The 17,970-nt window shown below is 45.0% G+C and carries 16 protein-coding genes and 2 pseudogenes; 4 read left to right on the top strand and 14 right to left on the bottom strand.

Annotation, left to right across the window (positions count from 1 at the left end; translation table 11 throughout):
• The 6 genes and pseudogenes from EQV24_RS22100 to EQV24_RS22075 form a co-directional block, all read right to left on the bottom strand.
• Nucleotides 1–602 (bottom strand): annotated as a pseudogene (locus EQV24_RS22100) (phage tail protein); the annotation flags it as partial.
• Nucleotides 603–662: 60 nt separating this feature from the next.
• Nucleotides 663–1,628: a DUF6453 family protein gene (locus EQV24_RS22095; protein ID WP_130627055.1), complete on the bottom strand. Its 966-nt coding sequence runs from the start codon at nucleotides 1,626–1,628 to the stop codon at nucleotides 663–665.
• A 1-nt stretch (nucleotide 1,629) separates the two neighbouring features.
• Nucleotides 1,630–4,156 (bottom strand): annotated as a pseudogene (locus tag EQV24_RS22090) (DUF1983 domain-containing protein); the annotation flags it as partial.
• A gap of 1,125 nt (nucleotides 4,157–5,281) precedes the next feature.
• The gene (locus EQV24_RS22085) at nucleotides 5,282–5,800 is read right to left on the bottom strand and encodes a hypothetical protein (RefSeq protein ID WP_130627054.1); all 519 of its coding nucleotides are present in this window, start codon (nucleotides 5,798–5,800) and stop codon (nucleotides 5,282–5,284) included.
• On the bottom strand, nucleotides 5,797–6,333 hold the full coding sequence (locus EQV24_RS22080) for a lysozyme (RefSeq protein ID WP_130627059.1): 537 nt from the start codon (nucleotides 6,331–6,333) through the stop codon (nucleotides 5,797–5,799). Before EQV24_RS22080 ends, EQV24_RS22085 begins: the two co-directional genes overlap by 4 nt.
• Complete coding sequence (locus tag EQV24_RS22075; RefSeq protein ID WP_023292747.1) at nucleotides 6,333–6,548, bottom strand: class II holin family protein; 216 nt, start codon at nucleotides 6,546–6,548, stop codon at nucleotides 6,333–6,335. Before EQV24_RS22075 ends, EQV24_RS22080 begins: the two co-directional genes overlap by 1 nt.
• A gap of 234 nt (nucleotides 6,549–6,782) precedes the next feature.
• Here EQV24_RS22075 and EQV24_RS22070 point away from each other — a divergent pair, with 234 nt between their 5' ends.
• The gene (locus EQV24_RS22070) at nucleotides 6,783–7,709 is read left to right on the top strand and encodes a hypothetical protein (RefSeq protein WP_121425927.1); all 927 of its coding nucleotides are present in this window, start codon (nucleotides 6,783–6,785) and stop codon (nucleotides 7,707–7,709) included.
• Nucleotides 7,710–8,277: 568 nt separating this feature from the next.
• On the opposite strand, the gene EQV24_RS22060 is transcribed toward EQV24_RS22070, so the two are convergent.
• From EQV24_RS22060 to EQV24_RS22035, 5 genes are all read right to left on the bottom strand, one after another.
• Nucleotides 8,278–8,625: an antiterminator Q family protein gene (locus EQV24_RS22060; protein ID WP_121425926.1), complete on the bottom strand. Its 348-nt coding sequence runs from the start codon at nucleotides 8,623–8,625 to the stop codon at nucleotides 8,278–8,280.
• Nucleotides 8,626–8,634: 9 nt separating this feature from the next.
• Nucleotides 8,635–9,654, bottom strand: coding sequence for a DUF968 domain-containing protein (locus tag EQV24_RS22055; protein WP_130627053.1), 1,020 nt, complete (start codon nucleotides 9,652–9,654; stop codon nucleotides 8,635–8,637).
• Nucleotides 9,654–10,010, bottom strand: a complete 357-nt coding sequence (locus EQV24_RS22050; RefSeq protein WP_225828815.1) for a RusA family crossover junction endodeoxyribonuclease — start codon at nucleotides 10,008–10,010, stop codon at nucleotides 9,654–9,656. Before EQV24_RS22050 ends, EQV24_RS22055 begins: the two co-directional genes overlap by 1 nt.
• Before the next feature lie 2 nt (nucleotides 10,011–10,012).
• Nucleotides 10,013–10,213 carry a hypothetical protein gene (locus EQV24_RS22045; protein WP_086581621.1) on the bottom strand — a complete coding sequence of 67 codons (201 nt, stop codon included), beginning with the start codon at nucleotides 10,211–10,213 and terminating at the stop codon, nucleotides 10,013–10,015.
• 415 nt (nucleotides 10,214–10,628) lie between these two features.
• The gene (locus tag EQV24_RS22035) at nucleotides 10,629–10,862 is read right to left on the bottom strand and encodes a DinI-like family protein (RefSeq protein WP_130627051.1); all 234 of its coding nucleotides are present in this window, start codon (nucleotides 10,860–10,862) and stop codon (nucleotides 10,629–10,631) included.
• A gap of 209 nt (nucleotides 10,863–11,071) precedes the next feature.
• On the opposite strand from EQV24_RS22035, the gene EQV24_RS22030 reads away from it, so the two are divergent.
• Nucleotides 11,072–11,614 carry a GNAT family protein gene (locus tag EQV24_RS22030; RefSeq protein ID WP_086581623.1) on the top strand — a complete coding sequence of 181 codons (543 nt, stop codon included), beginning with the start codon at nucleotides 11,072–11,074 and terminating at the stop codon, nucleotides 11,612–11,614.
• A gap of 139 nt (nucleotides 11,615–11,753) precedes the next feature.
• Here the strand turns inward: EQV24_RS22030 and EQV24_RS22025 are convergent, their stop codons facing one another.
• The 3 genes from EQV24_RS22025 to EQV24_RS22015 all read right to left on the bottom strand — a co-directional run bounded on the left by EQV24_RS22025 (nucleotide 11,754) and on the right by EQV24_RS22015 (nucleotide 16,570).
• Entirely contained in the window at nucleotides 11,754–12,221 is a 468-nt protein-coding gene (locus tag EQV24_RS22025; protein ID WP_086581624.1) for a GNAT family N-acetyltransferase, read from the bottom strand.
• Between the two features lie 226 nt (nucleotides 12,222–12,447).
• Nucleotides 12,448–14,718, bottom strand: a complete 2,271-nt coding sequence (locus EQV24_RS22020; protein WP_130627050.1) for a hypothetical protein — start codon at nucleotides 14,716–14,718, stop codon at nucleotides 12,448–12,450.
• A gap of 679 nt (nucleotides 14,719–15,397) precedes the next feature.
• A complete protein-coding gene (locus EQV24_RS22015) occupies nucleotides 15,398–16,570 on the bottom strand; it encodes a YiiX/YebB-like N1pC/P60 family cysteine hydrolase (RefSeq protein WP_086581180.1) in 1,173 nt (390 codons plus the stop codon).
• A gap of 734 nt (nucleotides 16,571–17,304) precedes the next feature.
• On the opposite strand from EQV24_RS22015, the gene EQV24_RS22010 reads away from it, so the two are divergent.
• Together EQV24_RS22010 and EQV24_RS22005 are read left to right on the top strand one after the other, a co-directional pair.
• Nucleotides 17,305–17,583: a hypothetical protein gene (locus tag EQV24_RS22010; RefSeq protein WP_130627049.1), complete on the top strand. Its 279-nt coding sequence runs from the start codon at nucleotides 17,305–17,307 to the stop codon at nucleotides 17,581–17,583.
• An 11-nt stretch (nucleotides 17,584–17,594) separates the two neighbouring features.
• On the top strand, nucleotides 17,595–17,846 hold the full coding sequence (locus EQV24_RS22005) for a hypothetical protein (protein WP_126544525.1): 252 nt from the start codon (nucleotides 17,595–17,597) through the stop codon (nucleotides 17,844–17,846).
• The last annotated feature ends 124 nt before the right edge of the window (nucleotides 17,847–17,970 follow it).

The following is a 17,970-nucleotide window of genomic DNA, read 5'->3' as shown; positions in this document are numbered from 1 at the left end:
TAACCATCGGTCAGGCTTGCCAGTTGAGAAGCCAAAGACGAATCAGCGCCGATGCCAAAACCACCGACCTGAATAACATTGCCATTTGAGGTGCCAGTATCCTTCGTGGCCGATGTTCCCAAACCGAGGTTTGTGCGAACGTCTGCAGCGTTCGTTGCACCAGTCCCGCCCTGGTCAATCGGGAGAGCACCGTTGGTCCCTTTCTGTGCCAGCTTACCGATGCCGGGGATAGTCATGGGGGTGCCGTTTATAGTTACCGTGATGCTCTGATTTGCTGAGGTAGTAGCGAACGTCTCCCATGCGCCGATATTCTCGTCATACTCTTTGATGAGCTGAGACATGGCCTGCGCCAGACCGTCGACCGAGATATTGTCTGATACCAGAATGCCGTACTTCTGGCCGCTGAGCGCCGGTGATGCAGCAGGCGTTACCGTCATTGACGTGGCGCTGTTCACGGATGAAATCTGAAACATCTGCACCGGGTTGGACATAACGATAATTGTCTGGCCAGCGCGAACCTGGCTGGCGGGTGCAGTCCAGTTTGTGCCGGTGCCGGTTGCGGTGTTTCCGTTAATGGCGATGGTGCCAGTGTTATAAAGCATATTTTCTCCAGGCAATAAAAAACCCCGCCGGAGCGAGGTTTATTGTAATAGGAAATTTATTCAGACGTACATGTCAGGAAGAACGGGAAGGCTGAGCGTCGTTATCGTGTTATTACCCCAAATTGCATACTGCTCGCGTCCAAGATATTTTCCTCCCTGAACTGAAGCGTTACCGTTCTGTATTTTTATTCCGAACATCCGATACACATACATGCCATTGACCATATGTACCATCAGACCAAACCTACCGAGCGGAACATACCCGCTGCCGATATTCACGGCGCTTGTTGAAGGTGTCCAGAGTTGATTGAGGTATACGAAAGGCCTTCTTGTCGTTGAAAACGTGCAGGCTCCTGCAGCGTTGAAGATATTGAGCCCTGTTCCTGGCTGCGGCGCTACGCCACTGGCGAAGATAACGATATCTATCGTGCCAGTTGCGGGAGCGTCATCGTTCGTGGACGGAGGGCTGAAGAACCTGACGGTGTTACCGTCGAAGTCAATCGTGTTACCGCTATTACAGCGCCCAAAAACGACATACTTCGATTTGTCATATCCTGCTATCGTGGGAACCGCCCATCCCCCGGTCGGAACATTTACGGTACCCTTCCAGATACACTGGCCTGACTGTGTGGCGTTGGTGATCGCCAGGAAGTCGGTGCTGTCCCCAATAAGCAGGCCAACCCCACTTCGCTGACCTATCGGGAATATCTGCCAGACACTACCGGGAAACGTATAGGTACTGTCTCTTTCACTAATGCCCAGAGCCTGCATTCTCGAATTTTGCGTAACCCTGCCACCAGAGATGGTGATGGAATTCATTTTATGCCACAGCCCAGAATCAACATAGGCAGTCGCATGCGGTATAAACAGCACCTGCGCACCTGAAACATAACCGGCAATATCCACATACTTTGATTTCTGGTAGCCAGTATCAAAGCTTGCACCAAACGACGGGCATCTCAGGCCCGCCGTTATCTCCATACGTTTTCCACCGTCATTCAGTTCTATCAATAATCCTGTCGGCATTTTATGACCATGTCCCGAGAACGATCCGGCCACCACCCGGTATATTGATGGTTACGCCATTACCATTGATAACCGTTGTATTGCCGGAGCCATTGAAAGAAAAATTACCGTTTGTGGCGTAAATCGAGCCGCGAACGGTCACGTTGTTGAACGTCGCGTAGCCTGACTTGTTGATGTGCCAGCCAACGTTCCCCGTGCCGTCCCAGGTTGTGGACTGGATGTAGCTGCCGATTTTGGTGTTGTCGATAGTCCCTTCGCCAATCACAGTATTTCGGATAAAGGTCTGCCCGTTCTGAATCACGAACGGAAGCGTAACGGTCGCTCCTGCCTGGTGCGTTACCGCGAAGCGGTCAGCCAGGAAGATAACCTGCGACTGCATCCCAGATGGCGTATTCTCAACGCCGATCCCCATCCCCGCCGCGTAATACTGGCCGTTGCTGGATAACCCGACCTTAATGCTGTACATCGCCTTCAGGTCGCCGTTGATGTTCGCAATGGCCTGCGCATTGGTGGTGATCGCAGAAGTGTGGCCATTAACGGTCGCCGTGATGCTGTTTACCTGCGTGGCCATAGCCTGCTGGTAATCCGAGAACGTCTGATTCAGGTTGTTGATAGATGCTTTGTTGCCGTTAACGTCCGTCTGCAGGCTCAGCAGCGAGCGCGCCGTTGCTTCCTTCTCGTTAACGATAACCTCGTCAATACGGTCCAGCTGTGCGCTGCTACCGGCGACTGAAGCCGACAACGATTTACGCGTGGCCACCTGAGCCAGGTTGCCCTGAATAATCGCGATAGCCGAGTTCTTCACCCCACCCGTCATGCCGTCCATAGACACGCTGATGCTGTCGATTCGCTGGCCCAGGGCGGCATCTTCTGTTGCTACCGTTTGCTCAAGCTGACTGAGTGAAGACGAAACATCCCCGACCGTGCTGGAAAGCTCATTAACGCTGGTCTGTACCTTCCCTACGTTCTCGGCATTTTTGGCGATATCCTTCGCCTGCAGCTCCAGTTCGTCATTGGCCTGTTTGATGTCATTAACCATGCCAGCAATTTTTTCATTGCTGTCGACGGCATTCTCAACCACATCCTTCAGTAGACCCGTTTCCTCCATCTCCTTGAGAATGGAATCGGTGATATCAGATACGTCTGTGCTCGACTGGCCAAATACCCACTCGGTCCAGTCGCTCTGATTGCCGAGGCGATCAACGAGCCTTGCCCGGTACCAGAACGATTTTCCAGCCAGCAATCCCATTTGCTGGTAGGTCGATGAGGGATAAGGCACGTCTGCCAGCAGTAACGGAGAATCACCGTTCGCCGTGGCGCTGTAGTGAATTTCTGTCTTCTGCGTGTCCTGCGCCCCGGACGGAAATCCCCAGGAAATGCCGATCCCAAACACCAACGGCTGCGTGGCGAGATTCACGGGCATAGGTGGTTTTCCGACCTTACCCGTAAGCTCCGTCTCAGCTGACGTTGCCCAGAGGGATGCGATATCGAGCGCGTTAACCGCGCGGATTCGGACCACGTAGCGCCCGGAGTAAATTCCATCAACCTCAAAGCGCGTGTTGCCGGTGCGCGGAACGTTAATCCAGTCGCCGTTGTTCTGACGCCACTGCGCCTCATAGGCAACGGCATTTTTGACGGTATCCCACGTAACAACCATCGTGGTGATGCCTATCCCCTGTTCAACGCGGTAAACACTGGAGAGCGTGATATTTTCAGGCATTCCCTGACCGCGTGGCGGCACAACGCTGACGGGCCTGTCTTCAATCACCGCGCCGTCATCAACGCGCGGAAACTTGTTCGGATTGTAAGGCAGGCCGTTAATGGTGACCGTGTTATCCGAATTCCCGCGTACACCCGATGCGGGACAGCTCTATGGTGTTAAAGCCGAACCGGTTAGAGACTTCCGGCACCCAGGCGCTGGCCTGATCGTCCTGATAGCCGTTGGCCGGATTGCTGTAGGTGACGATTGCTGACGAGTAGTTCGTCTTTTCCGATGTGCTGGAGAAGTTAAACGCGCCCACGATATTCGACTTGTTGAACACAAAGTCGGGGTCCAGCTCGCGGGGCATATCGGCGTCAACGGACAGAAGATTGTTGGACCAGCTGATCATCCCCCGGAAGATGTTCGCCAAATCCATCAGCACTGTCCATGCATCGGTACGCTGGGAAATGTACAAATCGCAGAGGTACCGCGCCTCTTTCCCGCCTGCTCCGTCCGAAACCTGCGCATCGCAGTACTGTGCAATCTGGTACAGGGTCCATTTATCAACTAAATCAGCCGTGATCCGTTTTCCCAGACCGTATCGCTTGTTCAGCACCAGATCGTAAAAAATCCAGGCGGGGTTGTTAGTCCATGCCCACTTAAAGGTTCCATCCCAGGTGCCGCTGTAGGCACGGGTAACAGGATCGTAGTTCGCCGGTACGCGGACGATTATCCCCTTCATTTCCACGGTGACGTTTGGCGTTCTGCCGTCAAACAGCTTCGAATCAAACTGAATGAACAGCAGCGACGTGTGCGGATAAGGGATCAGACAAAGTTACAATACAAAAGGAAGCAAAGATTGCCGTCAGAACTTCTTGAACAGCGAGAGGCTACGAGGTCGCCGCCCCGTAAGAAGTTAGATAGCCAGAAAGGACCCATAGAGCTTCAGACGCCTTGGGGGACAGTCATATCCTCGGGTGGAGACATTGTATTTATTGTCCGCCATAGGGGATAAGATAAGGTAATTCCTAAAACTTACCGCTTACGCTTGTTAAATCAGCCATGGCGTCCATCCTTAAAATTCTCTGAACTGGCTCCTACCAACACCAGAGAAAATAGCACCTTAAACGAAACTAGCCGTTTTTCAGCTGCCCTCCACTGGAGGGCTTTTTTTTACAATTACTGGCCAAAACCAGTTGAGCTGGAATCTAATTAATTCCTCAATCAAACCGCTTACGCTTGTTAAGTCCCGGTTAAGTGCCAGGCTAAACGTGACTCTGATGTGGAGAATGCCAACTCCAGGGAAACATCGATAAAAAGAGCATGTGAAACTGAGACTCCTGTAGCCTCCCTCGTGGGGGCATTTTTTCAAAAAAAAAGCCAGCTCGGACAGAACTGGCTGGGTCTAGCAGTAAGTAAGTAGCGATTCACACCTTGGTCGACAAATTATATATTCCCTTATCTTTCATTCATGTGCCGGGTGCCTCCCGGTGAACTTGCCACAGTCTTCAAGTCCGCAAACGTTAGTCCAGCATCGACTGCTTGCCCCTCCGCATAGGGGGATCCACTGAGTGCCAGAAATGTCGATTCGCATGTGCACTTTTAATCTAGTATAAAATTAACATTTTTCGTATCCAAACAAAAAATTAAAGCCTTGCTTAAATGTTTTTCATGTTAATTAATTTTAAATTAAAACCCTTTAAATTATAAAGTTATTCTAATATGTATGTTTTCCCATACAGTTTCCTTTATAGTTTATAGTTTGAGTCTCCTTGTAATGATGACCAGATTGGTCTCCCTTCTGAACTTACGGATCTTGTCTAAGAAGGGATGTTTTTTCCCTCGCTTCGCTTGATAATTACCCACTATTTTCTAAAATTAACTTCAGGCTTTGCTATGTCAGGTAAAGTCGTCGTTCAGGAATACCCGTGCGCTCAAGGATGAGTCATCCTCATTTTTTTCTTTCCAGCTCAATTTGTCGAATCCCCATGAGGTTGTTGTTGCCTTTTTCAATTACAGCCAGCAGCGGCTTAATCCACAAAACAGCCTGGCAATACGTTATTGAGCTGGCGGTAGCGGAACGATCATTGGCTGCGTCAATTCCGTCGGTATAGGTGTGCATTGCGCTGGAACGTAAACGGTACGCGTATTCGTACAGCCCACCAGCAATGTCAGCAGGAACAGGCAAATCACAGGTTTTTTCACGGCGGAGAATCTCCCGGTATTCGATTACGGTTTCTTCGGTGCTGGTGTCGACCAGGGAGTTAAGCCTGTTGGCTTGTTCTGCAACCTGATTGAATCGATTGAAGTTGAATGCCTGTGTAGCAATCACCTGCCCCTGCAAAGCGTTGTCACTTCGCAGAACGTCGTTATCGCTCTGGAGGCTACTGGCGTTTGAGCAACTCTTAGCGAGAGCGACCGAAAGGCCAGCAATAACGACAACGCAGATAAGAGCCGGATTAATTTTCATTGGTCTAGCCCCCAGCACGTCAACGCACTTTCCTGTTCGCGCCGCTCAACCTGCCCATAACAGCCATTCTTTTGGCCTTTAGTCAGGCGGCAATCACGTCCACCGTCCTTAATCCACCAGCGGATTGCTTCGCATGCCCCTTTACGGTCACCTGCGTTGATCCGCTTATAGAAGGTCGAAGGGAAACATTTACCCGGGCCAATGTTGTACGGGCAGAAGGATGCTATACCGACCTTCTGCGGCTCTGTCAGAGGCATTTTGATATTGCGATCAACCCAGGCTAATGCCTTATCGCGTTCAATAGCGTTAACCTTCCGGCATTGTTCCTCAGTGGCTGTCATGCCCCTAACAACACGTCTGCCATCGATAAAGGTAACGCCGTGACATAAAGACCAGACCCCACCCGGATCAACAACGGCCACCAGCGCATTGCCTTCTTTCTCGCTGATGAACTGGTCAAAAATGAGTGGAGCAGATGCACCTGATGCGATTAGTGCCAGCACTGTTGCGCTGAGTTTTGATTTATTAGACATCATTCACCTCGCGCAGCTCTTCGACGGTCTGCTTTGATTTGGAAATAGAGGTTGGTGAGAAAGGTGAGCAAGCCGAACAGTAAACTACCGATCACACCTATAGCCGCCCACTGCTCTGGGGAGTAACCGTCAAGAAGTCTTCTAAACCAGTAAATGGCACTACCTCCCGATGCGCCGTAGGAAATGCCAGTAGTTATTTTGTCCATTCGATACATACTCTCACCTCGCTCAGTTGCGGGTGCTTGTTTGTAGGAAACAAAAAGGCCACCCGAAGGTAGCCCTAAAAAGCTTGAGGCCTCTGTAAAATGAGACCCAGATATCGTTTTAAGTCCATGGCATAGAGACCACTCTTAACAGACTACGATATATTTTGCGTACGCGTTAGCATTTTCATATCATGTGTTTGTTTCACTAATGCCACACAGCGCTTATCACCTAAAGGAATGAAAATGAGAATTAAGAGCATTGGATTTACTATAAAAAACAATAATAAAAACATAAATACTTCGGATGTAATGTCTGATTTCATAAAAAATTCTTCTCGTATTCACAACCGAACTGATTACTCTCGTCAAATCCTTATATCTGATGATAAGAGTTTTTACAGTGGCTTGGTTGTAACCTTCAGAAATCAGAAAAAAAACTGTTTAGCGCAATTTTCCAAGGGAAAATTCAAACTTAAAGTAGAGGACTTAACCAAAGGCGACAAACTAGTCAGCTTTAATTTCTTTTGTATAAAAAAGTCTAATCTTAAAGGCTTATATATGTATCATCATGGTTCTTGCTCGCTAAACGGCGTATTTACGCACTTACAGACTATAAGCAATGAATTTATCCGAAGTAAATGCAGTGAGGAGATAGATCTTTTAGGGAAATCTCCAGATCCAGATTTAGTAAGAAAAATAAATGAAAAATATCAAGCCAGATTCGAGTTCAGCTTAATTACCAGCAAAAAAGACATTTCATCAATTTTGCGTGCATTTAAGGAGATAAAACAAGCTACTTTTAAATTTGATCATGTAGATTTCAAATCAGGTCCAATGACTGCACTTTCACCTTTCATTAATACTACAGATATTAACTTCAATATTGAATCTGCAAGCCGAGTAAGAACAACCCCGTTATCACAGCATCTCGCAGATATTTATAAAAATGTAACCGGTATCGTAAAAGCAAGAGTAAGAGCTGTAGATCATTCAGGCATTGAAAAAGTAGTCGATTTTATGAATTGCCCTACTTTTCTTGAGACTTACGAATTCGATAGTATAGCTAAGGAAACAGATGGAATCACAAACACGAACTACCTCAAAAGCAAAGTATTCGCTATAATAAAAGACGAAATGTTGAAAGGGAAAAATAAAAATGTCTTTAACTGATGCGGTCGTTAGGCAGAAAATAGGCGTGCAATACGCTTTATTAATTATCATTTCCGCCCTGTGTCTCACAGGGCTATTCTTCCTGTATAGACATACTCCAGTAGTCAGTGATAATTTTTTTGATTTCTACCATAAAAACCTTCGTGGATATTTATTCTCAGGATTTATCTCTGTTGGTTCATTCCTTCTCAGTTTACATACATTCGTAATAGTCAACTTAAGAGATAAAGTTTTCGCCACACCTGAATATAAAGCTTCATTCTGTGAAGCTTATGAGGTAGATGAGGCGGACATAAGTGAAAAAAACTTATTCAAGCCATTAGACAACCTATCCTCATTTATAAACTCATCAATTCTTCTTTCATTTATCACAGCCATACTTCAATTTACAATAGGATTGTCAACTAACCTCTACGCTTGTTTATTATGTGTTTGGCTTGCCATACTTACAATATGCTTCCTGATTCATTGTCTAACAATAATAAGAATGAACATCAAAATCCTTCTAAAACAGAAATAAGCAGGTATCAATGAGGTTGCTACCTGCAATTTAGATCAAAAAAAGATGTTAATAATTTATCATAGATATACATCCATCGATAAAGCCGAGTGCTGTTTGTAATTCCTTTCTTATTGTTCCATCAGAGCAATTACGCCTTTTAGCTATTGCTCTTAGCGAAATACCGACCACGAAGTGGGCAATGATCAATTCATACTCATCAGGCTTAAACTTCCTCAGTCTAGCAACGCAACCATCGATCATTATACCTGTATCATCATCACACTGATTTCGTGATTTCTTTCCGTGTGGAAGAAGTCCTTTAAATCCGGCAGCGATTGGTTGCCAGTCAACGCCATTATGTTCATCTGCAGCCCAAGCACCCCAACGGTCCATTAATTCATACATATCGTTCATAAGTCCTCCTTACGCCAGAACGCCGAGCGCGTAGGCCCGGTCCAGCACTCTAATGATCATTTCCAGCTGCGAGCCATATTTGCGCTCGAATGCCAGTCGGTCGTTATGCAGTTCGATGTGATGCTTTCGGCAAAGTGGTATGGAGAAAATGTCATGCGCTTTTGTCGCCATGCCACCCTGCCCCCATCCGATTAAGTGATGTGGGTCGTCTGATTGCTGCTGGCAGCATTCACAGGGCTGTGTTTTCACCCAATTCAGATAATCGCGACTTTCCCAGCGAAGACGCTTTGGTCGACGCATGAAAGACTGAGGCGGCGCCGGATCCACCATCACACCTACTAGGGGTTCTGTCAGCGCATCAGGCTGGTCGACCGCTGAAACTAATTCCCTAAGGATGTTGCTGGCCGGCACAGAAGGCGTAATATCGCTTTCGCGACCGATCTTGCTTTCTTGAGGTAAACGAAGCGCTTCACGAACGCATGATTCTGGAAGTGCATCCGTAACCCCTTTACGAACTGCCCACCAGCAGAGTTCAGCGAGAGAAATCTCGCGGCTTTTGTCGATAGCGAGTGAAATACGAACCGAATCCAGAACAAAGGCAATTACGTTTCTCCATGCCAGTTCTGCTAGTTCCTCGGTACACTGCTCTCGAAGCTGGTTATCGCAAGAGCCACAAAGAAGGATGGATCCAGGCTCATGGTGCATGATGGTTAGTTCGTGATAGTGGTAATCACTGTGGGCGTTCTGGCAATGTCCGGCGCCGTGCTTCAGCAACCAGTAATCAAGCCCGCTAATACCGCCAGCTGCAGTCAGCACCTTTTCATTCAGAAAGAAGCTTCGCAGCTGCTCGTTTTCAGCCAGTGGCTGCCGCGCGTCCGAAACGCGACCAGTTTGATACCCGGCCATACTTTCTGGCTGGCGCTCGATTAACACTCTTCCTGCGGTGAACAACTCCATCAGCTCTCTTCCTGGCTTCAAAAGTACGACACCCAGCTCCCTAGCAATCACAGGTCGAAGAAGCGCACGCATCACTCGCTCTCCCTGATAATGATCTGCCCGTTCTCGCCCCAGAGCTTTGTTATCCTTGAATCCCAGATATGCGTGTCGTCCTCGAAGAGCGCATCCATCAGAGACTTCATCAGGTTATCAAGATCGGGTTTACCCTGATGGGGCTGCCCGTTCATCTCTGCGCGCTTCTTTTTGCTCCAGCTATTCGGCATCGGAAGAACGAAGGTAACGTGCGAATTTGACTCTGGCATGTAAATGCCCAGCAGCCGGACGTGATCGCAAAAGGCCCGGTAACGCATAACTTCAGGGCGCTTTTTCCATTTGTCTGCACGCGTCATGCGTGGCTTACCCATCGGCAGGATGTTGTAGACTGTCACAGTCACCCCCATGCCCGGGAACACATACTTTGCGCTGTCTTAGCTGAGGATTTTTGCTGAGGTAGTAATGCGCTGACTATCCAAAGACGAGGGTCAATATCGAGACTTTTCTCGACGGGGACGCCTTTAGACTTATAGCGAGCCACCAGCTCATTGGCTTCTTCGGTTGTCAGCCCGGTGTGAGTGAACCAGCTTTTCTTCATGCCGCCTCCTGCAGGAGTGACATCAAAAGAAAATTGCTGGCCCGTTGAGGGGTCAGTAGGGATTTATTCGTGTTTGGTGTTTGCGCCATGGTTTCTCTCCAGTGGCGCAGCAGGTATAGGGTGTTCAGGCCTATGACGGGAGTGTAACAGAATTCTTGGAAACGCGATAACCAGCCCGTTCAAGCATCTGCGTAAAGAGTGTCGGTGCTCCTACTATCTCATCATCCTGTAACGGCATAAAGGATACTTCATCCCCACGTCTGTACATGAGCGCGCGACCACTATCAGGAAATGAGTGCAGTCGCGCAACGATAACCCCATCGTTGCATCTGATGACCGCATAGCCCTTGTTAGGTAATTCTTCTTTTTGTTCCACCAATCTCCCCTCCAAACTGGAAAATTTCTGCATGCTGTTTCAATAAAACCAGTCGTCTGCACTTTCCCAGGTCTGCTGGAGGATTTCCTCGACCTTCTTTTTAGCTTCTTTTTCGCCATCGTAAACACTTAACCCATCGGAACCTGCGCGACGCACAATCAGACTGCACTCATCGAACTGACTCTGGATCCGTTTTAATAATTCTCTCTCAAGTGCCGGGACTGCACCCTCTGGAAGTTCTTTAGTACGATCAATGGTTAATTCAACTTTCATAAGCGCCTCCACCGCAAAAGCTGTATGTTTATACAGTACACTTATGGGGAAGTTTGATCAACGCCTTAACAGCACGAATTGTTAAAGTGTGATTATGTTGTTTACAAACGAGACAGTGGACGGTAATGTCGAAGCAAGTGTTATCCACCCAATAAATTCTTCATTAAATCAGCAGCATATAACTAATCTTTTAATGGAATCGATAAGCCATGACAATAACATCTTCGCCCAGACTCATTCTTCGTTCATTTAAAGAGAGTGATGCTTTAGCACTTCTGGACTATCTTTCTTCCCCTCGCACTCCCTGTTTTCAGGACGAAATGCTCAACTCAGTTGAGGATGCCGTAGAAGAAGTATGCAGAAGAGCAAATGATCCAAGCCAATTTGCTGTTTGCCTCAAAGACTCCGACCTCGTTATTGGCCATCTGTTTGCAGAAAATAGTGGCGAGCCAGATGCTAATACGTGGTCCGTAGGTTGGCACTTTAATCAGCGCTATGAAGGGTACGGGTATGCAACAGAATCAGTTGGGGCCCTGTTTAAATATTTGTTTAACGTGAAACAGGCAAGGCGTATCTATGCGTACGTTGAAGACTACAACCTGTCCTCTCAAAGATTGTGCTCCCGCCTTGGTATGCGACAGGAGGGTTGCTTTAAAGAGTTTGTTTCATTTATTACGGATGAAGGCGAGGAAAGATATGAGAATACATTTGTTTACGCATTATTAAAAAAAGAATTTAAATCAACGAGTTAAATTACGTTTCAAGTACTTATCAGAGTATGTAAGTTTTGGCTGTGCCATATAAATCCCCTGTGTGCAAGGAGCGGACATCCATTGTACTGGTTTGTTGAGCTCAATCAGGCAAACAATGCTGCCTGCTGCAGGTTATTTATTATTTAGCCAAATGTTTTCTCATCAGTGCATTTTCTAATGTAATTCCACGGCAAATAGGAAAACCTCTCTCCACTACATGAAAGCCGTGTCGTAGAAAGAACGCTTCCGCAGCCTTACTTACATTTGAAGTAAGCTCACTAGTTCCATGTTGCCTCGCTTCCTCATGAATGCAATTCATTAGTAATGTCCCTACCCCCTGTCCTGAATAGGTTCCTGAGACATAAAAATGGTCAATGTACCCATTTGGTTGGAGATCTGCATATCCAGCTATTTCGCCATCAAGCTCTACAACAATAGGGGATAGTTCCCTCATGTGATTGGCCCATTGTTCCTGGTCGATTTCTGCCGGGGCCCAAGCATCAATTTGTTCATGTGTGTAGTAGTCTGATGCGATGGTATGTACAGAAGAATAAAACACGTTAAATAATGAGATTTCATCCCCATTACGGAACCTTCTTATTTTCATATAACCTCATTATGAAAGCTGCTTGTAGAACAATGCTACTTTTTGTGAAACAGGGTGTCATCTCCTCTCTCACAGTGGGCCCATTCCCAGTTAGCCAGTCCGTTCTGTGCCAAAGGCGGACGTTGAGAGCACCTCTCTGCATCAATCCACGGGCAGCAGTTTACAACTTTATCGGCATTGTTAATAAGTTCTTTGATTGGTTGGGGAGAACTCTCTCCCCAACCAGTCAACCAAAGTGAACTGAGATTATTTTGTCTATTTTATTTTTATACTCTACTCTAGAAGTATCATCGAAAGGTCGCTTAAGTGTTGAGGTTAGTATCTCAAAGATAGAGTCGGTATATTTTTCATCACTGAAAACAATTTTTACTTGGCTAAAGTTATCTTTAAACTCAGTATAAGTAAATACTAAAATCTCGTTTAAAGTATTGAACGCCTCTTTTTCAATATCTTGAGAATCTAAAGACTCCTCTGTTACCCGTTGCGATAGTTTATTTATCAAAGTTGTTAATGCGCCAGCGTCAGGGTCATCATCTTTCACTAGCAATGCTAGGGTATCGATTAAATTTGAATCGTTATCCTTGAAGAAGTAATCCTCGTCAATAATTGCTAAAACACCATCTTTAATTGCGGAGCTCTCAATTTTCATCTCCAGCATTGAAAGTCTTTCAATTGCTCTCTGGGGAGTGTAAACCAACCATTCTTTATATTTGTCTTTTTGCCTTACTATATTCCTTAGTGTGTGCTGAGTGGCATCCCATGTAATTAGCATAGGGATTTGACCGACTCCCTTTTCATCGCAGTGTATGCTGTCATCAGATAAGGTTAATGCAGCATAAATATCATTATTAATAGTTCGTTGATTTCTTTTTTTTGAACCTGATATTTGTCTGGAAAACTTCCTGGCAACTTCCTCAATGATTCTATCTTCTTGATAAACTGAGGTTGAAATAACTTCAATTCTATTTAGATTTAAATACTGTGAGACTGAACGGCTTAGTTTATAAAACTTTGCATCGATAGAACCAGATGTATCTTCATAACCAATAAAATCTTCTAAGAAGTTTTCGAAATTGTAACTACTAGGCTGGCTTTTTTTAATATTTATGTATGTATTAAAAAATACGTTTTTAGAATTACCTATCTTCCCAACTAATTCATCATTGGCAAAAGAACTGATTTTCATTGCATTTACTAAATGTCGTGCTGTTTCTTCAAGATGTTCTTGGGTTACGCGAATGTATCTATTTTTAAGGTTGAATACTATTTTCTTTAACGTTTTAACGGTGCTTATTGATTTTTCACTGTTAGAAATTTTATCGTATCTTAATGCAACAAGATATGGAATCAATACTGGCGCATCTAGGTACAAAAAAAATGTTTTATTGTCAATGTATCTTTCAAGTTTCTTTTGATTTAAGAGAGTTATGCATAGTCTTGATGAGCAATAGTCTGAAAGATATTCATTTCTCCCAGATAATTCAACAAGCTCATTAGCTAATGTTGAAGACAATGAGTTGCTTATTTTTCCTTTTTCAGTTATCAGTTTTTCCAGTTGCTTAATAATTCCTTTCACAATTTGATTTCTTGGGGATTCGAAGTTTAATTCATTAAGCTGTAAATTGACTGACTCAGCATAAGCCTCCTTAATAAGGTCAAGAACCTCGGTGGATATATTTTCACTGAAATATTTTGAGGTCGCATTGCCAATTATTGTTAAAACCTCATTCCTTTTGGCTATTTCTTTTAACTCAAGATTTCTGATTCTCTTACTTTCAACCTCCGACAGACTGTATAAATCTCCATCGAGGATAATTCGATTATCTCGTTTTAAAAGATACAATCTATTTTTAAGGGTTTCATTATGCAGCCCAAGAATTTGAGTTTCATTGATTAAATCATGCTCTGACTTTCCTTGAACTGTAAGTAATGAAACTATGTATGAATCAATAATTACATTCTTTAAATTCGCTGCATCTTTACTTAACACCAGATATTCGTAAAATGCTATTTCTTTTATGTCCAACTCATCCTTTTTAGAAGATTGATAATTGTGTATATCCTCAAGAAGAAAAGTTAATATCTCCGGATAATCGTTGGTAATTTTTTGAGATATTCTATTTGCGTCATAAAACTCTAGGGTTATCCCATAATTTTTTCTGGCATTGTTTTTTAAAGTCTCAAGCTTGCTTTCAGATATTTTGTGGCTCCAAAAGAAATTCAATACAGGAGGGTAATTATATTTTTGAATTAAATCATCTGTTTTTATTAAGTCTTCTTCAAGTTTATCTTCCAAACCTTTTTTGATAATAGATACCTGTATTACCTCTCTTACTTCACGACCTCTTACTGAGTAAACGACATCCTTGCCTCCGTCATAAGGGCCATTTGTAATATAAGCATCTGCATTGAACATTCGCTGTAAAAACCGTCTAACAACCTCTTCGAAATCATTAAACCGCTCAATTGATGAAATAAATAGAATATTATTATCCATATCCGTTTGATTCCTCTATTAAAAACTAAGCCATAGGTGATATATAATCATTAATTCGCGATTTTGTAAATTTAATTGCGTACTATTGACATGAACATACTTCACAAACAATGTAGTCAATCTCGCTAAGAAAATCCAATATCTTATTGATGTAAAAGGTTTTATGGCTGATCGCTCAATATTTTGAGCAGCCCTGATACAAATGGCTCAATTTCCGCTACTCGCTCATAGCGGACTATGAAACTACCCCAGATTATTCCCTCGCTTCAAATCTCTTGCCTGTAACTTTTCCTTCAGTCCCGCGAAGGACGACCACTACAGATCCGACATTGGGGTTTTCGGATCTGCGGAAGCGGAAGCAGGCCCAGAGGATGTTCGTTACCGAGATGCGACAGCAAACATCCGCAAGTTATTGCAACTGGAGCCGGATGCCATCAAGCGTCTCCGGGAAAACAGCCAGCTTTTAAGCAGATGACAGCGGCAACGTTTGCTGACACCGGTCTGATCCCGATCCCTCAGCCTCTGATTGCAGAATTACTGCAGCCCTTTTAACGTGTATAACAGCGCTGGTCCTCCGGGCACTGACCAGCAGTTGTCTGTGCTTACGTCTTGCTTGCTATCGGTGGGAGCCCAAGATACATCAGGTCAGTGAGTGCGCCTCATGCCGGTATTGATACCTTCAGGAAATAGCAATCTCCGGTGCATGCTCCCTTATTTCTTTTAAAATAGCATTACTTAGCTCATAAATTTCACTGAAAAACGGAATATCTTTTTTTAAGACTGAGTACTGTTCTATGATCACGGTACGGTCATACAGCGCCTGCAATAGGCCTTCGTATATAGAAAATTCGGCTTTAAAATACTCCAGATCCCATACAAGATTATGTTTGCCATTTATGTATGACTGCAGGCGGGGAATAAGAACCTGAGCTTCTTTGTTGATCTCCCCCCAAAGCCTCTCAGAAATTTCATTATCGTCAGCATCCTGGCCAATCCGGGCACTGAACAGGTCAAAATCGTAGCGAAAGGGGTTCTGTTGCCTGTCCATTTCAATATGGTCCAGGTAGCCCGATGCTTGCATGGCCTCCGTAATTTCCCCGTCAAGCCCGGGAGAAGTTCTGTTTTCGAATACGGCCTGAGTAATGTCGTTTAACGTCGTGACAGTCACTTCTCCGTCTGAGTCCCCCACGGTTTTGATACCGTGATTTTTTAAAATACCGAGTGCCGCTTCCACAAAACGAACCGTGTTTTTAGCGTGACTGGCGTGCGGCGAAACCTCAAGCGCGAATGCGGTCTCTTGTTCGGAAGCACGGCGGACCATATCCGGGACTGTCACCAGAAGCCCGCACCGTTCAAGATCAGCCGGCGAGCAGAAATTCGCATCACTGACAAGATTTATGCCCGCTTTTTTAAAGCATTGCGCCACTAAGCGTGAACAAAACTGTTTTCTGCTGTTTTCACGGAATTGCCTCGTAAATTCAGGGCCTTTCACTAAAATGGCTTCAGCAACTGAATACTGGCTGCCCACAAGGTAACGGGCCTGATTGCACGCAATTGTTGTTATTTCTTGTCCCGGATCTTTGGCTAGCCTAAGGACTTTGAAATCAGATATGGCCCTTACCGCCGATCGGTTTGGAATACGACTGAATACGCCTCCGTCCCTTGTGGCTTCAATAATCGTCCCGCCAACATATATCATTGCATGAGAGTAGTAGCTGCCGGTCTGCTGGCAGATTATATCTGAGTGCATTTCATACCCCCGCTCCAGAATAATATCTCCGGGACGGAGACTGTCATGACGCAGTATGAAATACGGGCCAGCATAATCATTCGAGCTTGTAAATTTTCCCATCTTTTAATCTCCATGTTGTATTTGTGTGTTTGATCTGTCCGGGCTACCGGAACTCGAATTTAACAATGGTCTCCCTTGATACTGATTTCCCGTTACGATCTATACCGACAGTTGCCAGGCCGCCCGGCGGGAGGCCTCGGACAGAGGCATATGGCAGGGCCGTTTCAAATTCACCTTTCCTATTCAATTTAAATGGAAGAATGTAAAACCTTCCAGTAGCAGACCGCAAGAGCTCGGGTTCTGGGTGTTTTCGGATCTCAGATTATAACTGGAAGAAGCTGCGTTTTTCGATAGCCAGTCTTTCAGCCTGACGATGGCATGCGGTATGTGGATGCCGGGTGATGAAGGTTCGCTCTGTGCCAAAAACGGACATTGGTCGCACATCTGGTCGAATATACAGTGTTATTTGCTTTAATCATAAAACAGGCACGCTTTGAGTAAATCAATAGGCACACTTATTTGTTGCTGAAGAAGGAAAAACGCTCTAACTTAGATACTTAGAGTGGGCTAACCTAAAAATAACAGGCCAGAGAAAAGAAATAATGTACCAGCACGCTTTGGGGCGCAGCTCGTAGTCGTCGTTTGTAATTATCTAATTTTTATCAATATGTTAACGCTGGTGTGTCATCTGGTATAACCAGAGAAAGTGTGCTGGCACAAGATATAACTGTTAACTGGCTCATTCAACATATTCATTCGTAATCACTATATCCATACTATTTATGAGGCTTAAGATGAAGAGAACCAAGAAAATTGATATACAAATATTGACTGATGGTGATGAACTGATCAGCTCAGTTTGCCAGAATGACACTATCACTCTTACCGTTAAAAAACATGATGGCCGCTACAAAATTTTCCTCGTTGAGAAAAATAACAATGGATTGTTCAAGTTAAAGTCCGATTATGACATCTCAGTTTCTGAAGAGAAAGGAACACCCCTTGTAAAAACAAGTTCTGATGACGACGATTCAAATGACAGCGGTTACTCCGTTCGCGCTTATACGCTTTAGGAGCTAATGCTGTGAGTGAAAAGAAAAAAATTGACATGCTCATTTGGATAAAGGGCATTGATGAAGATAGCGAAGGTGATGTTCTAAAAGATGCTGTGGGGCTAAAAAAGTACACGGATGACATCGTTGTTGTTGCCGGGCCACCAGAAAAACTCTTAGCACCAGAAGCACGTAGAGAGTTACTCGAAGACTTAGATGACGACGGTGATGAAGAAGATGAGTGGGATGATGAAGATTGGGCGGTAATCGAAGGCGATGACTAAAGGAAGATCATACAAGCACCGAAAAGCACAGCGTGATGCTGTGAAAGAAGGAGCGTATAGGTGCAGAAAATGTGGGCTGGTTAGAGATGATGCTCAGGGGCACCATATTATCGAGTACCACATT

The sequence above is a fragment of the Enterobacter sp. A8 genome (genome assembly GCF_004296595.1).
Classification (GTDB): domain Bacteria; phylum Pseudomonadota; class Gammaproteobacteria; order Enterobacterales; family Enterobacteriaceae; genus Enterobacter; species Enterobacter cloacae.
This window is presented reverse-complemented; position numbering and strand designations above follow the sequence as displayed.